Below are 22,401 nucleotides of genomic sequence, written 5' to 3'. Positions count from 1 at the left end.
CATCCGGCCTTACAATTTTTGATGGAGGAGGGTGACCGGTATGGTTCCCGACTCAAATACTTGGAGTGGTTATGGATCTTGCACGGACTTTTGAATCAATCGTCATCATCTTCAATCCCAACAGCACCGGTGACGCGCCCAAACTGGCAGGGCAGCTCCGCGACCGACTGGGAGAGCTGCTGACCTACAGAACGGAGATCAAGCTGCAGCCGACCGGGCATGCCGGACATGCCATCACGCTGGCCCGCGATGCTGCCGCCGCTGGCGGGAACGTCCTTATCGTGTCCGTTAGCGGCGACGGCGGGTACAACGAAGTGGTCAACGGTGTCATGCAGGCCGGCAACCCAGATGCGGTCTGTGCTGTCATGGCCGCCGGAAACGCGAATGACCACCGGCGGACCACGGGCACCATGCCGCTGGCAGAAGCCATCGCCCAGGGCCAGGTACGCCATATCGACCTGCTGCGCATCCACACAGAACAAGGGACGGATATGCCAGCCGTCTACGCGCACTCCTATGTCGGATTCGGCCTCACACCGGTAATGGCGATCGATCTGGAAAAGGGCAGTAAAGGCGCATTCAAGGAGATGTTCTCCGTGGTGCGCACGTTTTCAAAGTTTCAGCCCTTCGAAATACGCCAGACCGACCGCAAGCGCCGGAAGTTCGACAGCATCGTCTTCGCCAATATTGCCGAGATGGCGAAGTACGCCACGCTCAGCGAGGCCGACGATAAGCTCTCGGATGGAAAATTTGAAGTGGTCATCTTCCCGCATATGCCAAAGTGGCGGGTCCTGCTGAAGGCCCTGCGCGCCACCACCCAGGGCTTGGGAGACCAGCCAAGCGTGAGCAGTTACGAGTTCACCACGCTCAAGCCCCTGCCGTACCAGATCGACGGTGAAGTGAAGTCCGTTGACGCCGGAACCTTCGTCAAGGTTGAGTGCGCCCCGTCCGCCCTGCCCATTCTCGGGTGAGCGCATTGCAGGAACGGAAGATTCAGGTGCCGACCGCCGGCCACGGACTGAACCCTACTCGGCCGGCACCTTCGCAGGGCTCACGAAAGGTCTACTGATGCAGGGCATTACCCGGATAAGCAGGGCGGCCTTGGTCGGATTTTCATGGACGCACGAAACCGGCGCGGGGGCGAACAGCGCGCTCACGGCAAGGCTCGTGACCACAGGATCCCTGGACGCACACGTGTATTCTTTAGCCGGCCCGCACACGACGTCGGATACCCCGGTTTTCGTGCTGCTGCACGGCATCGGGATGTCCCACCGCTATTACCGAAGGTTGCAGCAGATCCTGGCTGGACACGGAGATGTGCATTCCTTCGACCTGCCGGGGTTCGGCGCAGCCGCCAAACCTGACCGGCAGATTTCCGTCGCCGAATATGCCGCGGTCATCGCGGGCACACTCGATGAGCTGGGCACCGGACCCGTCGTGGTGGTCGGACATTCCATGGGCACGCAGTTCGCCGCGGAACTTGCCCTTCTGCGCCCCGACCTGGTCTCGCATGTTGTGCTGATCGGCCCCGTGGTCGATTCAGCGCGCCGAAGCGTCCTGCTCCAGGCCCTCAAGCTGGGAGTCAACTCGCTCACGGAAAGCCCGGCGGGCAACGCCATCGTGTTCACCGACTACGTCCGCTGCGGCATGCGCTGGTATCTGACCGAACTTCCGGTAATGATGTCCTACGATCTGGAAGCGAGGCTTATCCGGATCGCCCAGCCCGTGCTGGTAATCCGGGGCTCACACGATCCGGTAGCACCTCGGCCCTGGTGCCAGAAACTGGCCGCCATCGCAGCGCGCGGCCGTTTCCTGGAAATACAGGGCAAGCCGCACATCGTCCAGCACGGGGCAGCTGCCAGAACTGCCGCCAGCATCCAGGCATTCATCCATTCCTAGCGCGGCCTGAGCAGGGTCCTAAAACCTGCAGGCGCTGAAGACGACTCCTTGAATCCAGCGTCACGTCCATCGGCCCGTCTAGTGTCGTGGCCCGGTAAAGAAACCAACTATCGCGGACACAACGGATTAATTGGAATAACTCGAATCAACTGGGCATCGGGCGGACCTGGTCGCATCGCACCGTGGCCGAACCTGGCGAGCTCGTCCTGATCGCGCAGGAGCAGGCGATATCGACCAAAGGCCGGCTCAATAGCCTTCCGGCAGTCGTAGTTATTCGGAGGTCCCGCCAGTGCCGTGCACGGCTCCGGCAGACATGGTGACGCTTATTACGCCCGGCGCTCATGCCCGTCGTGTGGGACGGGCGGTGGGCCGGTCCCACCCAACAGCGGCGAGATTTGCCCTGATGATCTACCGGCAGCCTCGGTGCAGTCCTTGCCCATGCCGGTGGGTCAGATAGCCGGGTGATAGGACGCAATGCAGTTGCGTTGGGTGCTTCCGTTTCTCCCGGCAAGCCACAACGTTATTTCCACAGTCCCCAGGATGGTTCGGCTGTCCTGATTAGGACGTATGGGTTATCCGTCGAAGTGGGTTTTGGCGGGGCCTTTGCCGAGGCCGGCGACGATGTTTGCGGCGAGGTCTCGGATTTTGACGTTCCGGCTGCTGGACGCGGTTTTAAGGACGTTGAACGCGTTGTCCTGGCTGCACTTGTTTTGGCCCATGATGATTCCGACGGCCAGATCAATGGTTGTCCTGGAACGCATGGCCGCGTCCATGTGAGCTTCCCTGTCTTGGTAGCGCGCCATTCGTATTGCCAGCCGGAGTGCTTTGGAAGCGATCAGGACTTCCCTGTGGATCTCCTCGATAGCGGCGTCATCGTACTTATCCGGTTGGTCTGAGTAGACGTTGAGCCCTGCCCGGGCGCCGTCTTCGAGTTCGAACGGCAAGCCGAGGACCGAGATGATGCCGTTGGCGGCAGCTGCGTCCTTGTAGCCGGGCCATCTGTTCTCCAGCCGCATGTCGGGGACATGCACGATTCTGTGTTCGCGGGCCGCAGTGAGGCAGGGGCCGTCACCGAAACTGTACTGAATTTCGTCCAATGCCGCGGCGCGGTCGCTGCTGCTGGCAACACATGTGGATTTCCGTTCGCGCAGCAGGGTTACGGCGCACCATACTTCGTCGCCGTCTCCGGCGAGGTGTCCGGCAATCATCTGGGTAAAGTCGTTGAGAAAGCTTGTAATGTCATGGCTGTCCAGCAGCAGGTCATGCCATTGGGCGGCGGGAGGTTCTTCCAGCCAGTTCTCCGTCATGTGTCTCTCCTGATTCCCCCAACTGCACGTGACCATCAGCTTAACTGCTTTGAAGGAGGGCAGGCGACTGGCCGCGGGAGACGAAAGGCGAACAAAAGCCCGGCAGGTAGCGGCCCGCGGCGTCCCGCGGCAGCCTCAGCAACGCGGCCAAGAGCATAACGCTGGAGCCGGCTGCTTGACTCCAACGCCATTCCATCGTCTCTTCTTCTATCCGCGGTTGGGGCAAAAACCAGATACTCGCCAGCAGTTCCATCGTCCGCCAACGCATCCGGGCTGCTGCCGCCGCCATGCACTGAGCGGCAGGTTGATCCCTGAATCCGTGTGTACTCAATCGGCAAAGGCAAAGGCAAAGTCGCATAGGTGCGGGCGTTGGGCGATACGCCAGTGGCAACGCCGGCAGAGCTGGGTTAGTCGGGGCGGTAGATGTCGGCGACGGGGCAGTGGAAGGGGTCGCCGGCGGCGGCGCCAACGCTGTTGAGGTAGCGCACGATGGTGCCGTAGGAGGAAATCAGACTGGTTTCGGTGTAGGGGATGCCGTGGGAGCGGCAGTACCGGCGCACCAGAGGGGCCGCCTTGTGAAGGCTGGGCCGGGGCATGTCCGGGAACAGGTGGTGTTCGGTCTGGCGGTTCAGCCCGCCCATGAGCAGGTCCATCATGATGCCGCCGCTGATGTTGCGGGATGCGGTGACCTGCCGGGTGACGAAGTCGGGCCGGGCAGTCTTGGGGTAGATGGGCATGCCCTTGTGGTTCGGTGCGAAGGAGGCGCCCATGTAGAACCCGAAGACCGCGACCTGGACGCCGACGAACGCGGCGGCCATGCCGGCGGGGAGGAACCAGAAAACGACGCCGAGCAGCAGCGCGAACCGGGCGGTCAGAAGCGGGGCCTCGAACCACCGGTGGTCCACGTCCGCGCGGCGGCAGAGGAACTTGACCGAGTCGACGTACAGGCTGAAACCGAGGAACAGCAGCAACGGGAACAGCAGATAGCCCTGGCACCGGGTGACCGGCACCATGATCCCGCGCCTGGCGGCGGCCGCGTCGGGGTGGAAGGCGACGGCTCCGGTGTGGATGTCCGGGTCCTTATCCACCTGGTTGGGAAAGCCATGATGCCTGGTGTGCTTGCGCACCCACATGGCGTAGCTGATACCGACCAAGCCGGTGCCGATCACCCGGGCCGCCCACTCGTTCACGTGTTTCGAGGCGAAGACCTGCCGGTGGCCCGCCTCGTGGGCCAGGAAGCTGAACTGGGTGAAAAGAATCCCCAGACCCGCGGCGATGAACAGCTGGAACCAACTGGCCCCCAGCAGCACGAACCCGGCCCATGCACCGGCCAGAGCGAGCATAAGGACGGTGAACACAGTGATGTAGTACCCGCGGCGCCGCCGCATCAGACCGGCTTCGCGCATCCGGGCTGCCAGCGCGAGATACCCGGCGGCAACAGCATTCGGCTCGCCGGTGCCCGGGCCGGGAACGGCCGTCACTGGTTCCGGCCGGGACGCGGTGGGATGGGAGTCCATGGGTACCTCGGAACTGCCAGGTGCCGGGTGCCGTCCTCTGCATGAACTACCGGCCCTGTCCTGAGGATACGCTCAGGTCCCGCACGGACGCCAGTAAATCCGGCACGTGCCGCGCGGCATGTGCCGGATGAAGCGGGAGGGCAGACGTCTCCCGGGCTTGGGTTATTCGTACCAGCCGACGTTCCGGTCGTACCTTGAGACGAGGGACCCCGTGCCGGGCTAGTCGCTGCCGCCGGCGGGAAAATAGATGGCGCCGAAGATGCTCCGGCGGCGTCGATTTGTGTCGAAAGCGCCTACCGCGGGATACGAGCCACCGGATAGGAGACCTGTCGTGATTCCGGCAGCAGAATGAAGCGCTGAAGCCGACTACTTGACTCCAGCGCCGCTTCCATCGTCTCGTCCGTTGCCGTGGCTTGGTGAAGAAACGGACGATTGGCGAAAAACGGACACAGCATCAGCCGTCGTCGTACGCGCGATTATCGCTCTGTTGGCCTATTTGTGATGTGGCCGGTGAAATGGGGACGGACACGGTAACATCAGCGCCATACCGCCGGCCAAAGGAACGCGGCATGGAAAATATTGAGGCTGTTATCGCGCAGATCGAAAAAACCAGCAGCCTTAGGGAAGTAGCCCACGTGGCAACTTTCGAGGGCCAACACGAGACTGCTGGAACGGTAGAAATCACGATCAGTGATCGCGGTTTCGGACACCCCTATCGCTACTCAGTTTTCGCCCGCTCTGTAGCCTTGGCGAACAGGAGCGCAGAGGGCAAATCAGCGGCTGACCTTGACACGGCAATAGCTACTGTCCCGTGGGCCAAACTGGGCAAGAAGCAAACGTTAAGCGCTGAAACCGACGACTTGACGCCAGCGCCACTTCCTGTGAGACAAATCGGCAAATGTGTCTCACTTTCGTTGGCTCCGCGCAATTCCAGGCGACGTGGTTCAACTTATTTGAGACGAGGCAATTTCTTCCCGCTCAACGGCAATCTCGTCCTCGTGCCACCTCTAACCGGCACTCGCAGTCTTCGACGGCCATTGTCAGCATCGGGCGTTGGTGCCACCGTGAATGTATGACGATTGAGGTACGTGCGGCTACGGCGTTCGACGACGTGAAGACGATGCTCGGCCCCAAGCGGCCGGATGCGGACGTGTGCTGGTGTCTGAGCTATCGCATTCCATCGAAGGACAATCTGGCGCTGCGTGGGCAGGAGCGTGGGCAGCTTGTGGAGCGTCTGTGCCGACAGGATCCGCCGCCAGGAGTGCTCGCTTACGACGGCGACGAGGTGGTCGGCTGGGCCGCCGTGCATCCGAGAGCGGACACCAGCTTCGCCCGCAACCGGAAGATCCCGCATGTGGACGACGTCGACGTCTGGGCGGTGTGGTGCATCCGGGTGCGGCCGGGGCATCGCGGCAAGGGCATCTCGCACCATTTACTCACAGGCGCCGTCGAATTTGCACGTGATCATGGGGCGCCTGCGATCGAGGGATATCCGGTCGACAACGAAGGCAAGAAGGTGGACCTCACCATGGCATACGTGGGAACACGCAAGCTCTTCGAGCGGGCTGGGTTCATCAAGGCAGCCGACACCGACTCGGTGCTAAATGGGTTCCCCCGCGTACTCATGCGGCTCGACCTTCGCTGAACAAGCCGTCAGTCTGGCGGCCGATCTTCCGCAGCGCGGGTATCGCCAGAGGCCTCTGGGCTCCAATAGCCGGGACCAAATTAGGGGTGCCATGGATATCTGCCCGCGCTCTTTCAACGGCCTTACATCGGTTTTACGCTTGGAACATGCCGCAGGAAGATCCGTCCTCCGCAGACATTGAAACGGCAGACAGGCAAGCCGTCACCAATGCGACGCCGCCGGAAGCGGGGCACCGCACGTTCATGCATGTGCTGGTCAATACCGCCCTTGCCAACGTGATCACCAGCTTTCTCTGGTTCGGTTTGACCTTCTGGGTGTATCTGGAAACCCGTTCCGTGCTGGCCACCGGTCTCATCGGCGGCGCCTACATGCTGCTCGTCGCGTTCTTCGGCCTGTTCTTCGGTGTGCTGGTGGACCGCTACCGCAAGCACGCGGTAATGGTGGGCTCTACGCTGTTCACGGTGGCCTGCTTTGGGCTGGCGGGACTGATGTTCCTGCTGGTTCCGGAGGACGCTTTGCTGAGCCTGACCGGCTTCTGGTTCTGGCTTTTTGCCCTCGTGGTGCTCATCGGCGCCGTCATCGAACAGCTGCGCAACATCGCCCTGTCCACCACCGTGACGCTATTGGTGCCGACCGAGCGCCGGGCCAATGCCAACGGCCTGGTCGGAACCGTGCAGGGGCTCGCGTTCATGATCACCTCCGTCTTCAGTGGACTGGCGATCGGGATCCTGGGCATGGGCGGGACGATCATCATCGCGCTGGTCGCCTGCGGTGTAGTGCTGGTGCACTTGCTTATCCTCAAGATTCCCGAACCCAGGATCGTGCGTGCTCAGGAGCGCGAGAGTTTCGCCGAGCTGCGTGCGGGCGTCGCGGCCGTCCGCGCGACCCAGGGTTTGTTCGCGCTGATCCTGTTCACCACCTTCAACAACCTGACTGGCGGCGTGTTCATGGCACTCATGGACCCGTACGGCCTGACGATCTTCCCCGTGGAGATCTGGGGCGTGGTGCTGGGTGTGACGGCGACGGGTTTCCTGATCGGCGGTGGGCTGGTGGCCAAGTTCGGGCTGGGCAAGAACCCGATTCGCAGCATGCTGATCCTGGTCGCCTGCACCGGCGTACTCGGTGCGACGTTCACCATCCGCGAGTGGTGGTGGCTCTATGCGGTGGGCATCTGGATCTTCATGATGATCATCCCGGCGGTCGAGGCCGCGGAGCAGACCGTGATCCAGAAAGTGGTTCCGTACGCCACCCAGGGAAGGGTCTTTGGATTCGCCATGACGTTTGAGGCGGCGGCCGCCCCGATCACCGCGTTCATGATCGCGCCGTTGGCCGAGTTCTGGATCATTCCCTACATGAATTCACAGCCCGGGAGGCAGTCCTGGGGGTGGCTGCTGGGTGAGGGGGACGCCCGCGGGATTGCGTTGGTGTTCCTGGTGTCCGGGATCGCGTCGATCGTGCTGGGGCTCGCAGCTTTGCTCACGCAGTCGTATCGCCGGCTCTCGGTTGCGTATGCCAATGCCCCGGAGAGCGCGCCGCTGGCGGCTGATGTGCAGGGTGCACCTGGCGGCGATACCGATGACGCTGCCTGATTTGTCTGCAGGGTATTCGGCGGAGCCGTTATTCAGTGTTGGTCGAGTGCTGCGAGGAACCGCTTCACGGAGCCGCCGAGGTTCCAATCGGTGGCCAGCCGCTCGAGTTCGGTACGTGAATCGCCGTCGACGGGTTGGAGTTGCGCGCCGGCCTCCTCGACGCTCGGCAGCTTGAGGTCGCGTGCGACCTTCACGACGGCGGGCGCAACCTTCAGATAATCGGAGGCCTTGTTGAGCTTCGAACGGACGGAAGCGGACAGTCCGCTTCCCGCGTCCGCCGCCGCGAGCAGCCCGTCGAGAGAACCGTACTCTCCAAGCAGCGATGCGGCCGTCTTCTCGCCGATGCCGGCGACACCCGGAAGCCCGTCGGAGGCGTCGCCCCGGAGGAGCGCGTAGTCGGCATACTGTTCGGGCAGCACGCGGTATTTGCCGACGACCACCGCGTCGGTCAGGACCTCCAGGTTTTTCATGCCGCGCGCTGTGTAGATCACACGCACCTGCCGGGCATCGTCGACAACCTGGAAGAGATCGCGGTCGCCGGTGACCACGTCGACCGGAAGGTCGGCGTGGCTCGCGTAGGTGCCGATGACGTCGTCGGCCTCGTGTTCGAGCGCCCCGACGACGGCGATACCGGCCAGTTCCAGCACCCGGCGGATCATCGGAATCTGCGCCTCCAGCCCGGCCGGCACGATCTCCACGTCCGGAGCACCCGCTACCACTTCTGCGACTCGATGCGCCTTATAAGTGGGGAGGAGGTCCACCCGCCACTGCGGGCGCCAGTCGTCGTCCCAGCACGCGATCAGATGCGTCGCGGTGTAGTCGGTGGTGAGCCGCGCGATCATGTCGAGCAACCCGCGGACGGCGTTGACGGGGGTGCCGTCCGTACGGCGGATCGTATCGGGCATGCCGTAGAAGGCACGGAAGTACAGCGACGCAGTGTCAAGGAGCATCAGTCGATCGGGCATAACTGATCCTGACACGGATGCGCCGGGATGTCAGGGCCTCACGGTTTCTGTTTGCTCGTGCCCAGCCCTCCGCTGCCGCGGCTACCGTGGAGCCATAGCGCTAACGAAAGGGGCTGCTGATGGAAGACTACTTTGCCGGTGACGAGCGATCGATGCGCGAGCGGATGGTCGCGGGCGATCTCTACATTGCCGACGACCCGGAGCTCGCCGCGGATGGCACCCGGGCGATCGAACTCGCGGACCGTTACAACAGGGTCTGGCCCAGTGACCGCGCCGCGGCAGGAGAGATCCTGAAAGACCTGCTGGGCGCGATCGGCGAGGACTCCGAGGTCCGGCCTCCTTTGTTCGTGGACTACGGCCGCTACATCAGCATCGGTGCGCGGACCTTCATCAACTACAACCTCACGGCCCTAGACGTCGCTGCGATTACGATTGGCGACGACGTGCAGATCGGTCCCAACGTCCAGCTGCTGACGCCAACCCACCCGGTGGAGCCGAAGCCGCGCCGCGACAAACTGGAGGCAGCGCAGCCCATCACCATCGGGGACAACGTGTGGATCGGCGGCGGAGCGATCATCCTGCCGGGTGTTACGGTCGGCGAAAACACCGTGATCGGCGCAGGCGCAGTGGTCACGAAGGACCTGCCGGCAAACGTCGTAGCCGTGGGCAACCCGGTGCGGGTGGTCCGCGAACTCTAAGGAAATATGTTGACGGCGCCCTCCGGCTGGGGGAAGCTTTTCGCCAGTGGATTCTCCTCCGCTTACGCAGTGAAAGGCTCGTCATGATCAACGAAGATTCGAAGTCCGGTGTCCGGCGATATAAACGATGGCTGCCGGCGCTGATGCTGTGCCTGCTTGTGTCAGCTGTAGGCCTTGGCGCCGCCCCGGCTGCAGATGCCGCCCCAAACAAAGGCGGCGGCAAGGGCGACAGCGGTGGCAGCCCCGACCTGCTCGGCAATGATGTCTCCTGGCCGCAATGCGGCAAGACGCTTCCGGAAAATCCGGCGTTCGCCATCATCGGCGTGACCGGCGGCCTGGCCAACAACACCAACCCCTGCCTTGCCGAGCAATTGGCCTGGGCGGAGGAAGAGACACTGACGGACGCCACCGGCCAGCCTGATGTGGCGCTCTACGTCAACACCGCCAACGCCGGGCACGCCGGTTCCTGGTGGCCGGACAGCAACGTCTACCCGGAGGACGTCGATGATCCCGATTCCGACGTCGTCGATAATCCTTACGGTAAGTGCAGCGGTGCCGAAGACGCGGCCTGCGCCTACATGTACGGTTGGGCCAAGGCCTACGACGACGCGAACATCCGCGGCATCAGCAACCCCGAGGACTATCTCTGGTGGCTCGACGTCGAAACCGAGAACAGCTGGTCGGCTGACAAGGCCGCGAATGCCGCCGATCTGGAGGGCATGACCGACTACTTCGAGAGTACCGGCGCCGACGTCGGGATTTACTCGACCAACTTCCAGTGGGGCCAGATCGTCGGCCAGGTCAGTGCGGACAGCAGCCTGGCCGGTCTCCCTAGCTGGCTGGCCGGCGCCCGGACAGCCAACGGGGCCAAGAACAACTGCGCCTCCCCGCCGCTCACACCCGGCGGCTATGTTTCCGTCACGCAGTTTGTCTCGCGCGGCTTCGATTACGACTACTCCTGCATCTAGCCTTCAGCGAGAACGTCCCTAAAGCACGAGAACGTCCCTTACACGCAGAAATGCGGGCAGCAAGGGACGTTCTCACGTTCGAACGCCCTAAGCGGCCGGATCGAACGCGGGGCTGCTCGCGCAGAGGACCTACTGCTGGGGCTGGCCGGCGATGTTGACCAGCCAGTTGATGCCGAATTTGTCGGTGAACATGCCGAATGTGTCGCCCCAGGGAGCCTTCTCCAGCGGTTCGGCGATGGTGGCGCCCTCGGTCAGCTTGTCCCAGTAGCCGCGCAGCTCGGCTTCGTCGTCGCCGCTGAGGGACACCGAAATGTTGTCGCCCGGGTTGTAGGCCATGCCGTTCGGCGTGTCCGCGCACATGAGGGTGAGGCCGTTCGGGGTTTCCAGCATGGAGTGCATGATCTTCTCCCCTTCGGCCGGATCGTCACTGGCATGCAATTCAGCGAAAGTGCTGCGGGTCAGTTCGCCGCCGAAGGCAGAGTGGTAAAAGTCCATCGCCTGCCGGGCGTTGTCGCGGAAGCTGAGGTACGGGTTGAGGCGCGTTGCCATGATCGAACTCCTTTGTTGGTCATGTGTTGGTCATGCTGGTGTGCTGTCCAAGGTTGATTATTTACCAGCGGCTGCAGGTAGGGAAGACTACGGGGTGACCGAAAGTTGGTTCCATGCCAGTTCAGCTGTCATCGCGCGCCCAGGCCGTTGTCGCGGAGAGGCTGCGCGCGGCCGGCTGTGTCTTCGCCGAGGACGAGGCGCAGCTGCTGGTCGCTGCTGCCCTGACGCCGGCGGCGCTGGAGGACATGCTGGGCCGGCGGATCGCCGGGCTGCCGCTGGAACAGATCCTCGGCTGGGCGGAGTTTTGCGGGCTGCGGATTGCCGTGGAACCGGGCGTGTTTGTGCCCCGCCGCCGCACGGAGTTTCTGGCTTCCAATGCCATCGACCTGGCTCGTCGCGTGGACGGCTCACCGGTAGCGGTCGACCTTTGCTGCGGCTCGGGTGCTGTGGCCGCAGCACTCGCCGGCACCGTGAGCGGGTTGGAACTGTACGCGGCGGATATCGACCCTGCGGCGGTGCGCTGCGCGCGACGCAATATCGGTGCGGCAGGCCAGGTCTTCGAAGGAGATCTCTACGCTGCGCTGCCCATTGTCCTGCGCGGCAGGGTGGACGTCCTGGTTGCCAACGCACCCTACGTTCCCACCGGAGCGATCGGAATGATGCCGCCGGAAGCCCGTCTACATGAACCGCAGATTGCGCTCGACGGCGGGAGGGATGGACTGGATATCCAGCGGCGCGTCGTCGCGTCCGCGCATGAGTGGCTGGCGCCTGGGGGCCACCTGCTGGTGGAAACCGGTCCTCGCCAACTGAATGAGACCGCGCGGATTTTTGAGCGCCACGGTTTTGCCGCCCAAGCCGCCTTTTCCGCGGAGTTGGACGCCGCCGTCGTTATTGGAACCATCCCCGGGAAGTAGGACCACGCCGTCCTCTGGCATCTCGTTCCACCCTTGACGCAAACCAGTTTGTAGCGCAAACTAGTTTGTGTGATCCACAACGAGGAAAGGCAAGCGAGCATGGCACCGCAGTCCAACAGCACTGACGCCCAGCCCGGGGAGCCAGAGGAAGCGCCGCTGGACCTGCACGCCGCGCTGCGCCTGGTCAACGACGCCGAAACCAAAGCCCGGGAGGAACTCCAGGGCAACGAGGCAGGCGTCTACCTGATCTGGGCCTTCGCTTGGCTGCTCGGCTACGGGGCGATGCACGCGGCGCGGTTCGGCTGGCTCCCGCTCAGCGCCGGGGCGTCACTGACGGTCTTCAGCATCACCATCCTGGCCGCGCTCGCCAGCACCGTCTTCATCGTGACGCGGCAGCGGCGCGGCATCCGCGGCCACTCGTCCTTCGTCGGCGCCATGTACGGCGGCGCGTGGGCGCTGGGCTTCATGGTGATGGGCACGCTGTCCGGAGTGATCGGCGCCGCGGTCGACGATTTCTGGCTCACCGGCATGATCATCAACGGGATCGCGCTGCTGATTGTCGGGCTGATGTATATGGTCGGCGGCGCGATGTTCAACGATAAGAGCCAGGCCCGGCTGGGCATCTGGTTCCTCGTGGCCAACATCATCGCGATTCTGGCCGGCCCGGCAAACTTCGTGACCGTCTGCTTCATCCTCGGTCCGCTCGGCTTCTTCGCCGGAGCCTTGGCGGAATTCCGCCGGCGCCGGCAGCTGCGCGACCGCGGGCGGGTGTAGCCGTGGCCGAACTGGACCCTGTGATCCATGCCGAATCCCGCCTGCGTGCCATCACCATCCTGAACGAGGTGGGGGAGCGGGACAAGATCGCCTTCACCAAACTGCGCAAGATGCTGGACATGACCGCCGGCAACCTCTCCACTCACCTGCGCAAGCTTGAGGACGCCGGCTACGTGGAGGTCACCAAGACTATCGAGGGCCGGACACCCGCCACGTACGTGGGCATCACCGCGAAGGGCAAGGCCGCCTACGCGCAGTACCGGGTGGCGCTGCGCGAACTGCTCACCGGCCTGCCCTAGTCACCGCAACACCGCAACACTGCAAGAACGGCAAGTATCCGCACTCATCCAGGAGCACCGATGAAAGTCCCTGCACCAGTTGCTATACCCCCTGCTGAATCCGCTTCCAACCCATATTCCAACCCCACCGAACAGCGTACGACGGCGGTGCTCGCCTCCGTCGTGAATGCCACCAAGAGCTTCGGCAACACCGCCGCGCTGAGCGGTATCAATCTGGACATCCACGCCGGCGAAGCGCTCGGCCTGCTCGGACCCAACGGCGCAGGCAAGTCCACGCTGATCAGCCTGCTCACCGGCCTCCGCCGGGCCGACTCCGGCACGGTGGAACTGTTCGGCCACAGTCCGCTGGACCCGAAGGCGCGGCTGCAACTGGGAACCACACCCCAGGCCACCTCCGTCCCACAGACCCTGAAGCTCCGCGAAACCGTGGACTTTGTGGCGGCGCACTACCCGGACCCCGTCCCCACCGCGGAGCTGCTGGCCGATTTCGGGCTGACCGACATGGCCGAGAAGCAGTGCGGCGCGCTCTCCGGCGGCCAGCAGCGCCGGCTGCTGGTGGCGCTGGCACTGGTGGGCCGGCCGCGCCTGGTGGTGCTGGACGAACCGACCACCGGCCTGGACGTGGACGCCCGCGAAACCCTGTGGCAGCGGCTGGAAGACTACCGCCGCGGCGGCGGAACGCTGCTGATCACCAGCCACTATCTCGAAGAGATCCAGGCGTTGGCCAGCCGCGTGGTGGTGATCGACCGCGGGACCGTGACCGCGGACGGCAGCGTGGACGAGATCCGCGGCCATGTGGCAATCAGCAAGGTCTCGTTCAAAAGCCAGCTGCCGGCGTCGTTCTTTGAATCCTTCCCGCAGGCGGTCAGTGCCGCCACCAGCGCCAAGGGCGTCACCAGCGTCGTGACGCAGGACGCGGATGCCACCGTCCGGCAACTGGTGCGCGAGGGCATCGAATTCAGCGGACTGGAAGTCCACGCCGCCAGCCTTGAAGAAGCGTTCCTGGCGCTGACCCGCCATTCCTCCGAAGCAGCAACCGAGACCGGAAAGGATCCGGCATGACCACCCTGGCCCACCCCACTCCCGTGCCGCCGACGCAGGCGGCCCTGTTCAAGGCGCATACCAAGGCGCAGGTGCTGGAGCAGCTGCGCATTCCGGTGGCCGTCATCTCCTCCACAGTCTTCCCGACCCTGGCCCTGCTGTTCTTCGTGATTCCGCAGGAGATGGTCACCTCGAACCCGATCACCGCGCTGACCGCGATCGCGCAGCTGGCCCTGTTCGGCGTGATGAGCTCGTTCCTGTTCAATTACGGCATCGGTATTGCCGAGGAGCGGGCCAATCCGTGGAACAGCTACCTGCGCACCCTGCCCGCGGGGCCGGTGCCGCCGACCATCGCGCGGGCGCTGACGGCAATGATGTTCGCGTTCTTCGCGCTGATTCCGGTGCTGATCCTGGGCGGACTGATGACCTCGGCGCCGGAGGCCTTCACCAGCGGTGAGCTGTCCTGGGGCAGGATTCCGCTGTCCGTGGTGGTCTGGCTGTTCTGCGGGCTGCCGTTCCTGGCGCTGGGGCTGTTCATTGGCTACCTCTGCACGTCCAAGGTGGCGATCGCCGTGACCCAGGTGGTGTTCTTCCCGATGGCGTTCGCCGGCGGGATGATGCTGCCGCCGATCATGTTCCCGGACTGGCTGGACACGTTCTCGCTGTTCCTGCCCTCCCGGGCGGCGCGCGACATCGCGGTCCAGGTGCTCTCCGGCCAGGGCATGCACGCCAGCTCGGTCCTCTGCCTGGTGGCCTGGACCGTGGTGCTGGGCGCGCTGGCGCTCTGGGCGAACCGGCGGGACCAGGGCCGCCGGTTCCGGTAGGCGGCGGCAACAGCCAATAACGACGGCGAACGGGCCGGCCTGCCGCTTCCGCACGCCTGGATAGTCGGGGCGGAGTCCTAAGCTGGGAGGCGTGAGTCCTAAACAACCCGTCGCGCCCGTCACTGGGCAGGGCCTGAACCGTACTATCCTCGCCCTCGCGCTGCCGGCCTTCGGCGCGCTGATCGCCGAGCCGCTGTTCCTGCTGGCCGATTCAGCGATTGTCGGCCACCTCGGCGTAGCCCAGCTGGCCGGCGTGGGACTGGCGGCCACCGTGGTGCAGACCGTGGTGGGCCTGATGGTGTTCCTGGCCTACTCGACCACGCCAGCGGTGGCCCGGCTGCTCGGCGCAGGGCGGCACGCGGATGCGCTCGCCGTGGGCCGGGACGGCATCTGGCTCGCGTTTTTCCTGGGCCTGGTGCTCTCCGTGGCCGGCTGGGTGTCGGCTCCCGCGCTCGCCTCCGCGATGGGCGCGGCGGGCGAGGTGCACGGCTACGCGGTGGACTACCTGCGCTGGTCCATGCCGGGGCTGACCGCGATGTTGATCGTGCTGGCGGCCACCGGCGTTTTGCGCGGGCTGCAGGACACCAGGACCCCGCTGCTGGTGGCAGGCATCGGTTTCCTGGTCAACATCGGGCTGAATTTCGTGCTGGTCTACGGGCTGGATCTGTCCGTGGCTGGATCGGCAATGGGCACCAGCCTGGTGCAGTGGGGGATGGCCGCCGTCTATCTGGTCATCGTCTACCGCGGCAGCGTGAAATACGGTGTGCCGCTGGCACCCACCTGGACCGGGGTCAAGGCCACCACGCACGTGGGCTCGTGGCTGATGCTGCGTACCTTGAGCCTGCGCATCGCGATTCTGGCCACAGTCTTCGTGGCCACGGCGCAGGGGCCGGTGAGCCTGGCCGCGCACCAGCTGGTCATGACGGTCTTCACCTTCCTCGCCTTCGCGCTGGACGCCATCGCGATCGCGGCGCAGGCGCTGATCGGCAAGGAACTCGGGGCGGGCAACAAGGCGCTGGCGCATTCGCTGACCCGCCGGATGATCGTCTGGGGCCTGGGTTTCGGGGTCGTCACCGGGGTGTTGCTGGCGCTCGCCGGGCCGCACCTGGGCTGGATCTTCTCGTCCGACGCCGCAGTGCAGGATGCGTTCGCCATCGGGGTGCTGCTGCTGGCGCTCAGCCAGCCGGTCTGCGGTTTCGTCTTCGTGCTCGACGGGGTGCTGATCGGCGCCGGTGACGCAAAGTATCTGGCGGTTGCCGGCGTCGTAAATCTCTTGGTTTATCTGCCTCTGCTGGCCTGGGTGCAGTTGTCGGGGCTCAGCGGCGTCACCGGGCTGGCCTGGCTCTGGGCGGCATTCGGGCTGGCCTACATGGCCGCGCGGGGCCTGACGCTCGGCTGGCGGGTCCGCACGGATGCATGGATGGTCACTGGAGCGCACTAAACTCGAGGGGTGAGCACTAACAGCACTGTCCATGCCGCCGCGTACTGGCAGCCCGTTTTGATGCGGGCGCTTGTCGCGGCCGCGTTCGGCATCATCACCATCTTCTGGCCCGAGCCGGGGGACACGGTCATGGCCCTGGCCGGCGGCGCGTTCCTGCTGCTCAGCGGCGCGGCGGTGTGGCTGCTCGCGCGGAAGCCCGAGGCCAGCGAGTACCGGACGCTGCTGCAGCTCGAAGCCGGCGCGTTCGCCGTCGCCGGTGCGCTCGCGTTCGCCCTGCAGACCCCGTCCACCTTCACCATCCTCGCCACTGCGGCGCTGCTCATCGGCGGCGGCGCGGAACTAGTGCTGTGGTGGCAGAACCGCGGCCCGCAGGGGTCGGTCCTGTCCAAGGACTGGCTGATCGTCGGCGCCGTCTCGGTAGGCTTCGGCGCGGCCCTGCCGTTCTTCACCTACCTCGGCGCGCACGCGCTGCTGGGTGTCCTCGGCGGCGCGGCGATCATCACCGCCGTCGTGCTGGGGATCGCCGCCCTGACCTACCGCTTCGATTCCCGCAAGGCCGCCGCCAGCTGACCCCGGCCCCGCAGCCGTGACTGCGCCCACACACAAATCCCGACGTCTTCTACAGCCGGTAGACTGGAGTGAGACTTTTCGCAGTAACCAGGAGGAATTCATCGTGGGCAACAACGCTTCGGGCGAGCCGAACGGACCGCGGATGTCGGTCAAGGGGCCGCTGATTTTCTCCGCCGTGCTCGGCGTGATCGCCGGTTTCTGCACGATGATCTTCTCCACCGGCGGCGCCGAAAACCAGCTGCGCTGGGACCTCGGCGTCACCGCGGCCGGCATCGCCTTCATCGCCACGCTGCTGGTGGTGGCCGTGCTGACCATGGCCGGCAAGGACAATCCGGACCACCTCAGCCAGGGGTCGGGCGTCAACCGCAGCTCTGCCAAGATCCCGGGCGGCGCCGGCACCGTGGGCGGGCCGAAGCGTGCTCCCCGCGAGCCCCAGGCGGATCCGGACACCATTGGCGATGAAGACCAGAACGACGACGGCGGCAGCCACCGTCCGCAGGTGTGACCGCCTGACGCTTCGGCCGGCGGATCCACCCGCTGGCTTTCCATGGCCCCAAGCTGACAAGCTGGGGCCATGACTTTTGGGCAGGACGAACCGCAGGCCGGAGCGGAACCAGCGGCTCGGGAACAGGCAGAACCGCAGCAGGCCGAGCAGGCGCAGGCCCGTCCCGCGCAGACCGGTGAGACCGCCGAGGGCAAGACCCTGCTGGTAGCGGAGCTCTGGTACCAGGGCGATCCCGGCCTCTCCTCGACCGCGTTGCGCGAAAAGCTGGAGGCCCGGTTCCCCGGCGCGGCCTTTTCCGAAGGCGTCATCCTGCTCCCGCACCGCGAGCATTCGTTTGAACTCCGAGGCAAGACCGTCAGCCTCAGCACCGGGCTGGCGGAACCGTCCGAGCCGCTGCCCGCGGCGGACGCGCTCGAAGCCACGCCCATCGACCAAAGCTGGACCTGGCCCGATGCCGACCAAGTGGTACCGAGTTGCACGCACCGGATCCTGGTCACGGAAGTCCTGTCCAGTACCTTTGAGCCGAAGCCGCGGGTGGAATCATTCCGCAGCGTCCTCCAGTTCCTGGTGGGGGAGACCCGCCCGGCTGCCATCCGGTGGCTGCATAACTCCCATTGGCGGGAACCGGGCGAACTTGAGGCGGCACATCCGCTGGCCGGACCGGTGAACATGCGGTTCTTCCTGGTGGCCGATGACGAGGGCGCCATGGTGGTGGACAGCTTGGGCATGTACCAACTGGGCCTGCCCGATGTGCAGATCCACTTCCGGGACAAGGACCCCAACATGCTGGTGGAGCTGGCCTTCAACGTGGCCGCCTACCTCTACGAGAACGGGCCCGTGATCGCCGGCGGCACAACCTTGAACGGTCCGGACGGCCTCGTGTTGACCTGTTCCTGGGAGGATTCGCTGATCGGGCCGCTGCGCACCGTCATCGATCTGGATCCCGGGGAGCCGTTCGCCGCCGGGCACCGTGGTTGAGGTGCGGGCCGGCTGCTGGTAAGACTCTGGTATGGGTGCCGGGAATGAACCTGGCTCTTCGGCAGCACATGCAGCGGACGCCGCCGAAGAGCTCTCCAACACGACGACGCTGGACGTCTTTGCACGCGTCGGCTTCGCCGTACTCGGCCTGGTCCACATTCTCATCGGGGCCATTGCCCTGCGGATCGCCCTGGGCGGTTACGGCGAGGCGGATCCTGCCGGCGCCGTGGAGATCCTGGCGTCACGGCCGGTGCTGGGCCCGCTGCTCATGTGGACCTGCTTTGCCAGCTGCCTGGGCCTCGCACTGTGGCAACTCAGCGAGGCATCCCTGCGTGCCAGGCACCTGCCGCGCAAAGAACGGATCTCCAAGGGTATCTCGTCCGGTTCCTTGAGCGTGACGTATGCCCTGTTCGCGTTCATGTTCGCGCGGTTCGCCCTCGGCGACGAATCCGACTCAGGCGAATCCACCAAAGACTTCACCATTGCGATGCTCCAGCATCCGCTGGGCGTGCCGTTCCTCGTAGCGGTGGGCGGCACGGTCATCGGCATCGGGATCTACTTTGTGGTCAAGGCGCTGCGCAGGCAGTTCACAGATGAACTGGACTTCGGCGATTCGAAGCGCGGCAGGCTGCTGCGCGTCCTCGGCGTAGCGGGACATATCGCGAAGGGCGGTGCCTTGTTCCTCGTCGGGCTGCTGATCATCATCGCCGCAGTGACGCACCGCCCGAGCCAATCCACCGGTCTGGACGGCAGCCTGAAGGCGCTCCCGGAGCAGCCCTTCGGGATCGTCGCCTTGGTCGCCATCGCGGTCGGACTGATGTGCTACGGGGTTTTCGCGGTCATTCGTGCCCGCTACGGGCGCATGTAGCGCAGAGACCAAGGGCCGGTCGTCCCCGGAATCGGGAGCGGACCGGCCCTGGATTCTGGTAGCGCAGAGGCTACGGGATCATGCCGGTGGTGGTGCCCGTGGTTTCGGGGGAGCCCGTTGTCCCGGTCGTTCCGGTGGAGCCGGGGACGCCAGTACTGGGAGTGCCGCTATAGCTGCCCGAACCGGAGGTGCCGGACGAGGTGGAGGAGGATCCGGCGTCGTTCTTATGCAGAACCCCCTTCGCCTTTTCGCTTACCTTTTCCTGCAGCTGCGGCGCCTTTTCCTTGGCCCACTCGGTTCCTTCGGACACCTTGTGCTGGACCTTCGGATCATTCCACAGCTTCTGGGCCTGGACCTTGATCTTCTCGTAGCTTTCGCGGCCCGCTCGGGAGCCGAGCACAAAGCCCGCGCCGACGCCCGCTACAAACACAATCTTCTTCAACATGAGGGCTCCTCCAGTTCATCTGACACTGTTGCCGGACTATTCCTCAGCCTACTGATGATTCGGTAATGCGCAATATCCGGAGGGCACTTACCCGGTTGCTTTGCGGGCGCGGTAGGCGGCCACATGGGTGCGGTTGGCACAATTGCCGGTATCGCAGAAGCGCTTGGAGCGGTTGCGCGAGAGGTCCACCAGGACGGCGTTGCAGTCTTCGGCGGCGCAGACCCGCAGCCGGTCCAGTTCCTTCTCGCGTATGACGTCCACCAGGGCCATGGCCGCATCGACCGCCATCCGGATGTCCAGCGGCGCATCCGGCGTGGTGGCGTGCAGGTGGTAGTCCCAGCCGTCGTGCTTGACCAGCTGGGGCAGGGCGCGGCCGTTGCGCAGGATGTTGTTGACCAGGCGCACGGCTTCATCTTCCTCGGCGGTCCAGACCGCGCGCAGCCGGGGCCGCAGGTGGCGCACCGCGCGCAGTTCCCCCATGGTGTGGCTGCGCGAACCCGAGTACTCGTTCGCCTTTACGAACTCATCCAGGTCTGCCAAGGTGTTCAGCTGGTCCACCTCGGACTCGGCGGTGTTGATCAACTTGGCCGCGTCGATCAGCGATCTTTCCGCGTCATGGGCAAACACCATCTTGACTCCTGAATATGCTCGGCATTACTGTCACTACTATATCCATCTTTAGGTCCTGACATACCCTGATATCGCGCATTCAGCCGGGGTGGCGGACTGTCAATTAGCGCATTCGAGGTAACCATGGGCGGCGGTACCGTGTCAGTCAAGCCTGCAAGCGGCGTCATCAAATCCTCCGCCGTTTCCGGGGTGGGCATAGCGTTGTTCTCCTCGGCGGTGTTCGGGTTGTCGGGCTCGTTTGCCAAGTCCCTGCTGGAGGCAGGCTGGACACCCGGCGCCGCCGTTGCCGTCCGGATGCTCGGGGCCGCACTGGTGCTCACGGTTCCGGCGCTGATTGTGCTGCACGGCCGCTGGGGCCAGGTCCGCCAGAACTGGAAGACCATCGTGCTGTTCGGGCTGATCGGCGTGGCCGGCTGCCAGCTCGCCTATTTCAACGCCGTATCGACCCTCTCCGTTGGGGTAGCGCTGCTGCTCGAGTTCCTCGCGCCCGTGCTGATCGTGCTCTGGCTGTGGCTGACCAGCCGCCGGAGGCCCGGCTCCGCCACGATGGCCGGCACCGTCCTGGCCGTGGCCGGACTGGTTTTGGTGCTGGATGTGTTCGGCGACGTGCGCCTGGACCTCGGCGGTGTCCTCTGGGGCCTCGCGGCTGCAGTGTGCCTGGTCATCTACTTCTTCATCACCGCCCGGCACAATGATTCCTTGCCGCCGCTGGTTCTGGCGGCGGGCGGACTGCTGGTGGGCGGTGTGTCGATGGTAGTGCTGGGTGCGGCCCGGATTCTGCCCATGGCGGTCAGCACCGCAGATGTCAGCCTTGCCGGCTGGCGGACGAGCTGGTGGGTGCCGCTGGCGGCGCTGGTGCTGCTGTCCACCGTGATCTCCTACATCACGGGGATCATGGCCGCCCGGGCGCTCGGCACCAAGGTGGCGTCTTTCGTCTCCCTGACCGAGGTACTCTTTGCGGTGCTGTGGGCGTGGCTGCTGCTGGGCGAACTGCCGGCGGCCATCCAGTTGCTGGGCGGTGCGCTGATCGTGCTGGGTGTGGTGCTGGTCCGGCTCGATGAACTGCGGGGACCGCGGCTGAGGGTGCACGCGTAACTGCTTTTCCTGGGGAGTTTGATGCAGGATGGGCTCCTGCTGCTGATTACGACGGCGGCGGGGGCCTTTCCTCTTACATCCCACCGGACCTCTGGCGCACACTGGAAAGAGGCAACCAAGAAACCCGAGGAGCTTTCCATGTGCCGCAACATCCGCAGGCTCTACAATTTCGAGCCGTCCGCCACGAGCGCCGAGGTCGAGGCCGCCGCATTGCAGTACGTCCGCAAAGTCAGCGGCACCACCAAACCCTCCCAGGCCAATGAAGAGGCCTTCAACGAGGCGGTGCACGAAATCGCGCACATCACGGCGCACCTGCTCGATTCGCTCGTGACCACCGCACCGCCGAAGAACCGTGATGAAGAAGCAGCCAAGGCGAAGGCCCGTGCGGCCGTCCGCTATGGCGCCGCCGGGTAACCGGTGAAGTCGCTCCTGCACTGGTCCAATGCGGTCGTCCTGGTCCTTGTCGCCGGCATGATGCTTGTCGTTTACAGCAACCGGGGCCAATGGGTGCAGGCGGTCGTCGCCGCCGTCATCCTGCTGGCCGCCGGATGGTTCGTCAGTCCCGTTTTCGGCGGCCGGCAACAACCGTGGTCAACGCTTCGGCAGCGCTGGAAGGACGAGCCCGGGGTGGTGATCTTCTGGCGTCCGGGCTGCGTCTACTGTATGCGGATGATGGCCTCGCTGGGCCGCGCCCGGCGCAAAGCGCAGTGGGTCAATATCTGGCGCGATGCCGAGGCGGCGGCTTTCGTACGCGACCACAACAACGGCAATGAAACGGTACCCACGGTCATCCTGCGCGACGAGGTTTTCACCAACCCCGAGCCAGAAATTGTGCGTCGGGAACTGGCCCGAGGGTAGTGCCGCTCCGAATTTCGGAGCG

At 64.8% G+C, this 22,401-nt stretch carries 26 protein-coding genes; 20 read left to right on the top strand and 6 right to left on the bottom strand.

Going from position 1 to position 22,401, the window contains the following annotated elements:
• The first annotated feature begins 71 nt into the window (after positions 1–71).
• The gene (locus AC5RWO_RS04540; RefSeq protein ID WP_498729718.1) at positions 72–971 is read left to right on the top strand and encodes a diacylglycerol/lipid kinase family protein; all 900 of its coding nucleotides are present in this window, start codon (positions 72–74) and stop codon (positions 969–971) included.
• Positions 972–1,167: 196 nt separating this feature from the next.
• Positions 1,168–1,899, top strand: coding sequence for an alpha/beta fold hydrolase (locus AC5RWO_RS04535; protein ID WP_498729717.1), 732 nt, complete (start codon positions 1,168–1,170; stop codon positions 1,897–1,899).
• 572 nt (positions 1,900–2,471) lie between these two features.
• On the opposite strand, the gene AC5RWO_RS04530 is transcribed toward AC5RWO_RS04535, so the two are convergent.
• Complete coding sequence (locus tag AC5RWO_RS04530) at positions 2,472–3,206, bottom strand: GAF and ANTAR domain-containing protein (protein WP_498729715.1); 735 nt, start codon at positions 3,204–3,206, stop codon at positions 2,472–2,474.
• Between the two features lie 407 nt (positions 3,207–3,613).
• A complete protein-coding gene (locus AC5RWO_RS04525) occupies positions 3,614–4,723 on the bottom strand; it encodes a fatty acid desaturase family protein (RefSeq protein ID WP_498729714.1) in 1,110 nt (369 codons plus the stop codon).
• Between the two features lie 569 nt (positions 4,724–5,292).
• Here AC5RWO_RS04525 and AC5RWO_RS04520 point away from each other — a divergent pair.
• The 3 genes from AC5RWO_RS04520 (at position 5,293) to AC5RWO_RS04510 (ending at position 7,957) form a co-directional block, all read left to right on the top strand.
• On the top strand, positions 5,293–5,799 hold the full coding sequence (locus AC5RWO_RS04520) for a hypothetical protein (protein WP_498729713.1): 507 nt from the start codon (positions 5,293–5,295) through the stop codon (positions 5,797–5,799).
• On the top strand, positions 5,796–6,368 hold the full coding sequence (locus tag AC5RWO_RS04515) for a GNAT family N-acetyltransferase (RefSeq protein ID WP_498729711.1): 573 nt from the start codon (positions 5,796–5,798) through the stop codon (positions 6,366–6,368). Before AC5RWO_RS04520 ends, AC5RWO_RS04515 begins: the two co-directional genes overlap by 4 nt.
• A 146-nt stretch (positions 6,369–6,514) precedes the next feature.
• Entirely contained in the window at positions 6,515–7,957 is a 1,443-nt protein-coding gene (locus AC5RWO_RS04510) for an MFS transporter (protein WP_498729709.1), read from the top strand.
• Positions 7,958–7,989: 32 nt separating this feature from the next.
• On the opposite strand, the gene AC5RWO_RS04505 is transcribed toward AC5RWO_RS04510, so the two are convergent.
• On the bottom strand, positions 7,990–8,922 hold the full coding sequence (locus AC5RWO_RS04505; RefSeq protein WP_498730093.1) for a 5'-3' exonuclease: 933 nt from the start codon (positions 8,920–8,922) through the stop codon (positions 7,990–7,992).
• Between the two features lie 116 nt (positions 8,923–9,038).
• On the opposite strand from AC5RWO_RS04505, the gene AC5RWO_RS04500 reads away from it, so the two are divergent.
• Positions 9,039–9,620, top strand: a complete 582-nt coding sequence (locus tag AC5RWO_RS04500) for a sugar O-acetyltransferase (RefSeq protein WP_498730091.1) — start codon at positions 9,039–9,041, stop codon at positions 9,618–9,620.
• Positions 9,621–9,703: 83 nt separating this feature from the next.
• The gene (locus tag AC5RWO_RS04495; protein ID WP_498729707.1) at positions 9,704–10,588 is read left to right on the top strand and encodes a glycoside hydrolase family 25 domain-containing protein; all 885 of its coding nucleotides are present in this window, start codon (positions 9,704–9,706) and stop codon (positions 10,586–10,588) included.
• Between the two features lie 129 nt (positions 10,589–10,717).
• On the opposite strand, the gene AC5RWO_RS04490 is transcribed toward AC5RWO_RS04495, so the two are convergent.
• A complete protein-coding gene (locus AC5RWO_RS04490) occupies positions 10,718–11,137 on the bottom strand; it encodes a VOC family protein (protein WP_498729706.1) in 420 nt (139 codons plus the stop codon).
• Between the two features lie 113 nt (positions 11,138–11,250).
• Here AC5RWO_RS04490 and AC5RWO_RS04485 point away from each other — a divergent pair, with 113 nt between their 5' ends.
• From AC5RWO_RS04485 to AC5RWO_RS04440, 10 genes are all read left to right on the top strand, one after another.
• On the top strand, positions 11,251–12,051 hold the full coding sequence (locus AC5RWO_RS04485) for a putative protein N(5)-glutamine methyltransferase (protein WP_498729705.1): 801 nt from the start codon (positions 11,251–11,253) through the stop codon (positions 12,049–12,051).
• Between the two features lie 99 nt (positions 12,052–12,150).
• Entirely contained in the window at positions 12,151–12,825 is a 675-nt protein-coding gene (locus AC5RWO_RS04480) for a hypothetical protein (RefSeq protein ID WP_498729703.1), read from the top strand.
• A gap of 2 nt (positions 12,826–12,827) precedes the next feature.
• Entirely contained in the window at positions 12,828–13,124 is a 297-nt protein-coding gene (locus AC5RWO_RS04475) for a transcriptional regulator (RefSeq protein WP_074700571.1), read from the top strand.
• Between the two features lie 60 nt (positions 13,125–13,184).
• The gene (locus tag AC5RWO_RS04470; protein WP_498729702.1) at positions 13,185–14,186 is read left to right on the top strand and encodes an ABC transporter ATP-binding protein; all 1,002 of its coding nucleotides are present in this window, start codon (positions 13,185–13,187) and stop codon (positions 14,184–14,186) included.
• On the top strand, positions 14,183–14,989 hold the full coding sequence (locus tag AC5RWO_RS04465; protein ID WP_498729701.1) for an ABC transporter permease: 807 nt from the start codon (positions 14,183–14,185) through the stop codon (positions 14,987–14,989). The genes AC5RWO_RS04470 and AC5RWO_RS04465 overlap by 4 nt, the downstream gene beginning before the upstream one ends.
• Positions 14,990–15,080: 91 nt before the next feature.
• Positions 15,081–16,430, top strand: a complete 1,350-nt coding sequence (locus AC5RWO_RS04460) for an MATE family efflux transporter (RefSeq protein WP_498729699.1) — start codon at positions 15,081–15,083, stop codon at positions 16,428–16,430.
• Positions 16,431–16,439: 9 nt separating this feature from the next.
• On the top strand, positions 16,440–17,000 hold the full coding sequence (locus tag AC5RWO_RS04455) for a hypothetical protein (RefSeq protein WP_498729698.1): 561 nt from the start codon (positions 16,440–16,442) through the stop codon (positions 16,998–17,000).
• 103 nt (positions 17,001–17,103) lie between these two features.
• Complete coding sequence (locus AC5RWO_RS04450) at positions 17,104–17,505, top strand: hypothetical protein (RefSeq protein WP_498729696.1); 402 nt, start codon at positions 17,104–17,106, stop codon at positions 17,503–17,505.
• Between the two features lie 69 nt (positions 17,506–17,574).
• Positions 17,575–18,483, top strand: coding sequence for a DUF4261 domain-containing protein (locus tag AC5RWO_RS04445; RefSeq protein WP_498729695.1), 909 nt, complete (start codon positions 17,575–17,577; stop codon positions 18,481–18,483).
• A 31-nt stretch (positions 18,484–18,514) separates the two neighbouring features.
• Positions 18,515–19,351, top strand: coding sequence for a DUF1206 domain-containing protein (locus tag AC5RWO_RS04440; RefSeq protein WP_498729693.1), 837 nt, complete (start codon positions 18,515–18,517; stop codon positions 19,349–19,351).
• 70 nt (positions 19,352–19,421) lie between these two features.
• On the opposite strand, the gene AC5RWO_RS04435 is transcribed toward AC5RWO_RS04440, so the two are convergent.
• Positions 19,422–19,796: a YtxH domain-containing protein gene (locus AC5RWO_RS04435; protein ID WP_498729691.1), complete on the bottom strand. Its 375-nt coding sequence runs from the start codon at positions 19,794–19,796 to the stop codon at positions 19,422–19,424.
• Between the two features lie 87 nt (positions 19,797–19,883).
• Positions 19,884–20,426 carry a CGNR zinc finger domain-containing protein gene (locus AC5RWO_RS04430; protein ID WP_498729689.1) on the bottom strand — a complete coding sequence of 181 codons (543 nt, stop codon included), beginning with the start codon at positions 20,424–20,426 and terminating at the stop codon, positions 19,884–19,886.
• Between the two features lie 123 nt (positions 20,427–20,549).
• Between AC5RWO_RS04430 and AC5RWO_RS04425 the strand changes: the two genes are divergently transcribed.
• The 3 genes from AC5RWO_RS04425 to AC5RWO_RS04415 all read left to right on the top strand — a co-directional run bounded on the left by AC5RWO_RS04425 (position 20,550) and on the right by AC5RWO_RS04415 (position 22,379).
• Positions 20,550–21,521, top strand: coding sequence for an EamA family transporter (locus AC5RWO_RS04425; RefSeq protein WP_498729687.1), 972 nt, complete (start codon positions 20,550–20,552; stop codon positions 21,519–21,521).
• 138 nt (positions 21,522–21,659) lie between these two features.
• Positions 21,660–21,935, top strand: coding sequence for a DUF2277 domain-containing protein (locus tag AC5RWO_RS04420; RefSeq protein WP_498729686.1), 276 nt, complete (start codon positions 21,660–21,662; stop codon positions 21,933–21,935).
• A 3-nt stretch (positions 21,936–21,938) separates the two neighbouring features.
• The gene (locus AC5RWO_RS04415; protein WP_498729684.1) at positions 21,939–22,379 is read left to right on the top strand and encodes a glutaredoxin domain-containing protein; all 441 of its coding nucleotides are present in this window, start codon (positions 21,939–21,941) and stop codon (positions 22,377–22,379) included.
• The last annotated feature ends 22 nt before the right edge of the window (positions 22,380–22,401 follow it).

This window comes from Arthrobacter sp. B055-34 (assembly GCF_059090425.1).
This window is presented reverse-complemented; position numbering and strand designations above follow the sequence as displayed.

Coding starts and splice junctions, on each gene's coding strand:
- AC5RWO_RS04540 (WP_498729718.1), top strand. CDS start 72: ATGGATCTTGCACGGACTTTTGAATCAATCGTCATCATCTTCAATCCC.
- AC5RWO_RS04530 (WP_498729715.1), bottom strand. CDS start 3,206: ATGACGGAGAACTGGCTGGAAGAACCTCCCGCCGCCCAATGGCATGAC.
- AC5RWO_RS04525 (WP_498729714.1), bottom strand. CDS start 4,723: ATGGACTCCCATCCCACCGCGTCCCGGCCGGAACCAGTGACGGCCGTT.
- AC5RWO_RS04520 (WP_498729713.1), top strand. CDS start 5,293: ATGGAAAATATTGAGGCTGTTATCGCGCAGATCGAAAAAACCAGCAGC.
- AC5RWO_RS04515 (WP_498729711.1), top strand. CDS start 5,796: ATGACGATTGAGGTACGTGCGGCTACGGCGTTCGACGACGTGAAGACG.
- AC5RWO_RS04510 (WP_498729709.1), top strand. CDS start 6,515: ATGCCGCAGGAAGATCCGTCCTCCGCAGACATTGAAACGGCAGACAGG.
- AC5RWO_RS04505 (WP_498730093.1), bottom strand. CDS start 8,922: ATGCCCGATCGACTGATGCTCCTTGACACTGCGTCGCTGTACTTCCGT.
- AC5RWO_RS04495 (WP_498729707.1), top strand. CDS start 9,704: ATGATCAACGAAGATTCGAAGTCCGGTGTCCGGCGATATAAACGATGG.
- AC5RWO_RS04490 (WP_498729706.1), bottom strand. CDS start 11,137: ATGGCAACGCGCCTCAACCCGTACCTCAGCTTCCGCGACAACGCCCGG.
- AC5RWO_RS04485 (WP_498729705.1), top strand. CDS start 11,251: ATGCCAGTTCAGCTGTCATCGCGCGCCCAGGCCGTTGTCGCGGAGAGG.
- AC5RWO_RS04480 (WP_498729703.1), top strand. CDS start 12,151: ATGGCACCGCAGTCCAACAGCACTGACGCCCAGCCCGGGGAGCCAGAG.
- AC5RWO_RS04470 (WP_498729702.1), top strand. CDS start 13,185: ATGAAAGTCCCTGCACCAGTTGCTATACCCCCTGCTGAATCCGCTTCC.
- AC5RWO_RS04465 (WP_498729701.1), top strand. CDS start 14,183: ATGACCACCCTGGCCCACCCCACTCCCGTGCCGCCGACGCAGGCGGCC.
- AC5RWO_RS04445 (WP_498729695.1), top strand. CDS start 17,575: ATGACTTTTGGGCAGGACGAACCGCAGGCCGGAGCGGAACCAGCGGCT.
- AC5RWO_RS04440 (WP_498729693.1), top strand. CDS start 18,515: ATGGGTGCCGGGAATGAACCTGGCTCTTCGGCAGCACATGCAGCGGAC.
- AC5RWO_RS04435 (WP_498729691.1), bottom strand. CDS start 19,796: ATGTTGAAGAAGATTGTGTTTGTAGCGGGCGTCGGCGCGGGCTTTGTG.
- AC5RWO_RS04430 (WP_498729689.1), bottom strand. CDS start 20,426: ATGGTGTTTGCCCATGACGCGGAAAGATCGCTGATCGACGCGGCCAAG.
- AC5RWO_RS04425 (WP_498729687.1), top strand. CDS start 20,550: ATGGGCGGCGGTACCGTGTCAGTCAAGCCTGCAAGCGGCGTCATCAAA.
- AC5RWO_RS04420 (WP_498729686.1), top strand. CDS start 21,660: ATGTGCCGCAACATCCGCAGGCTCTACAATTTCGAGCCGTCCGCCACG.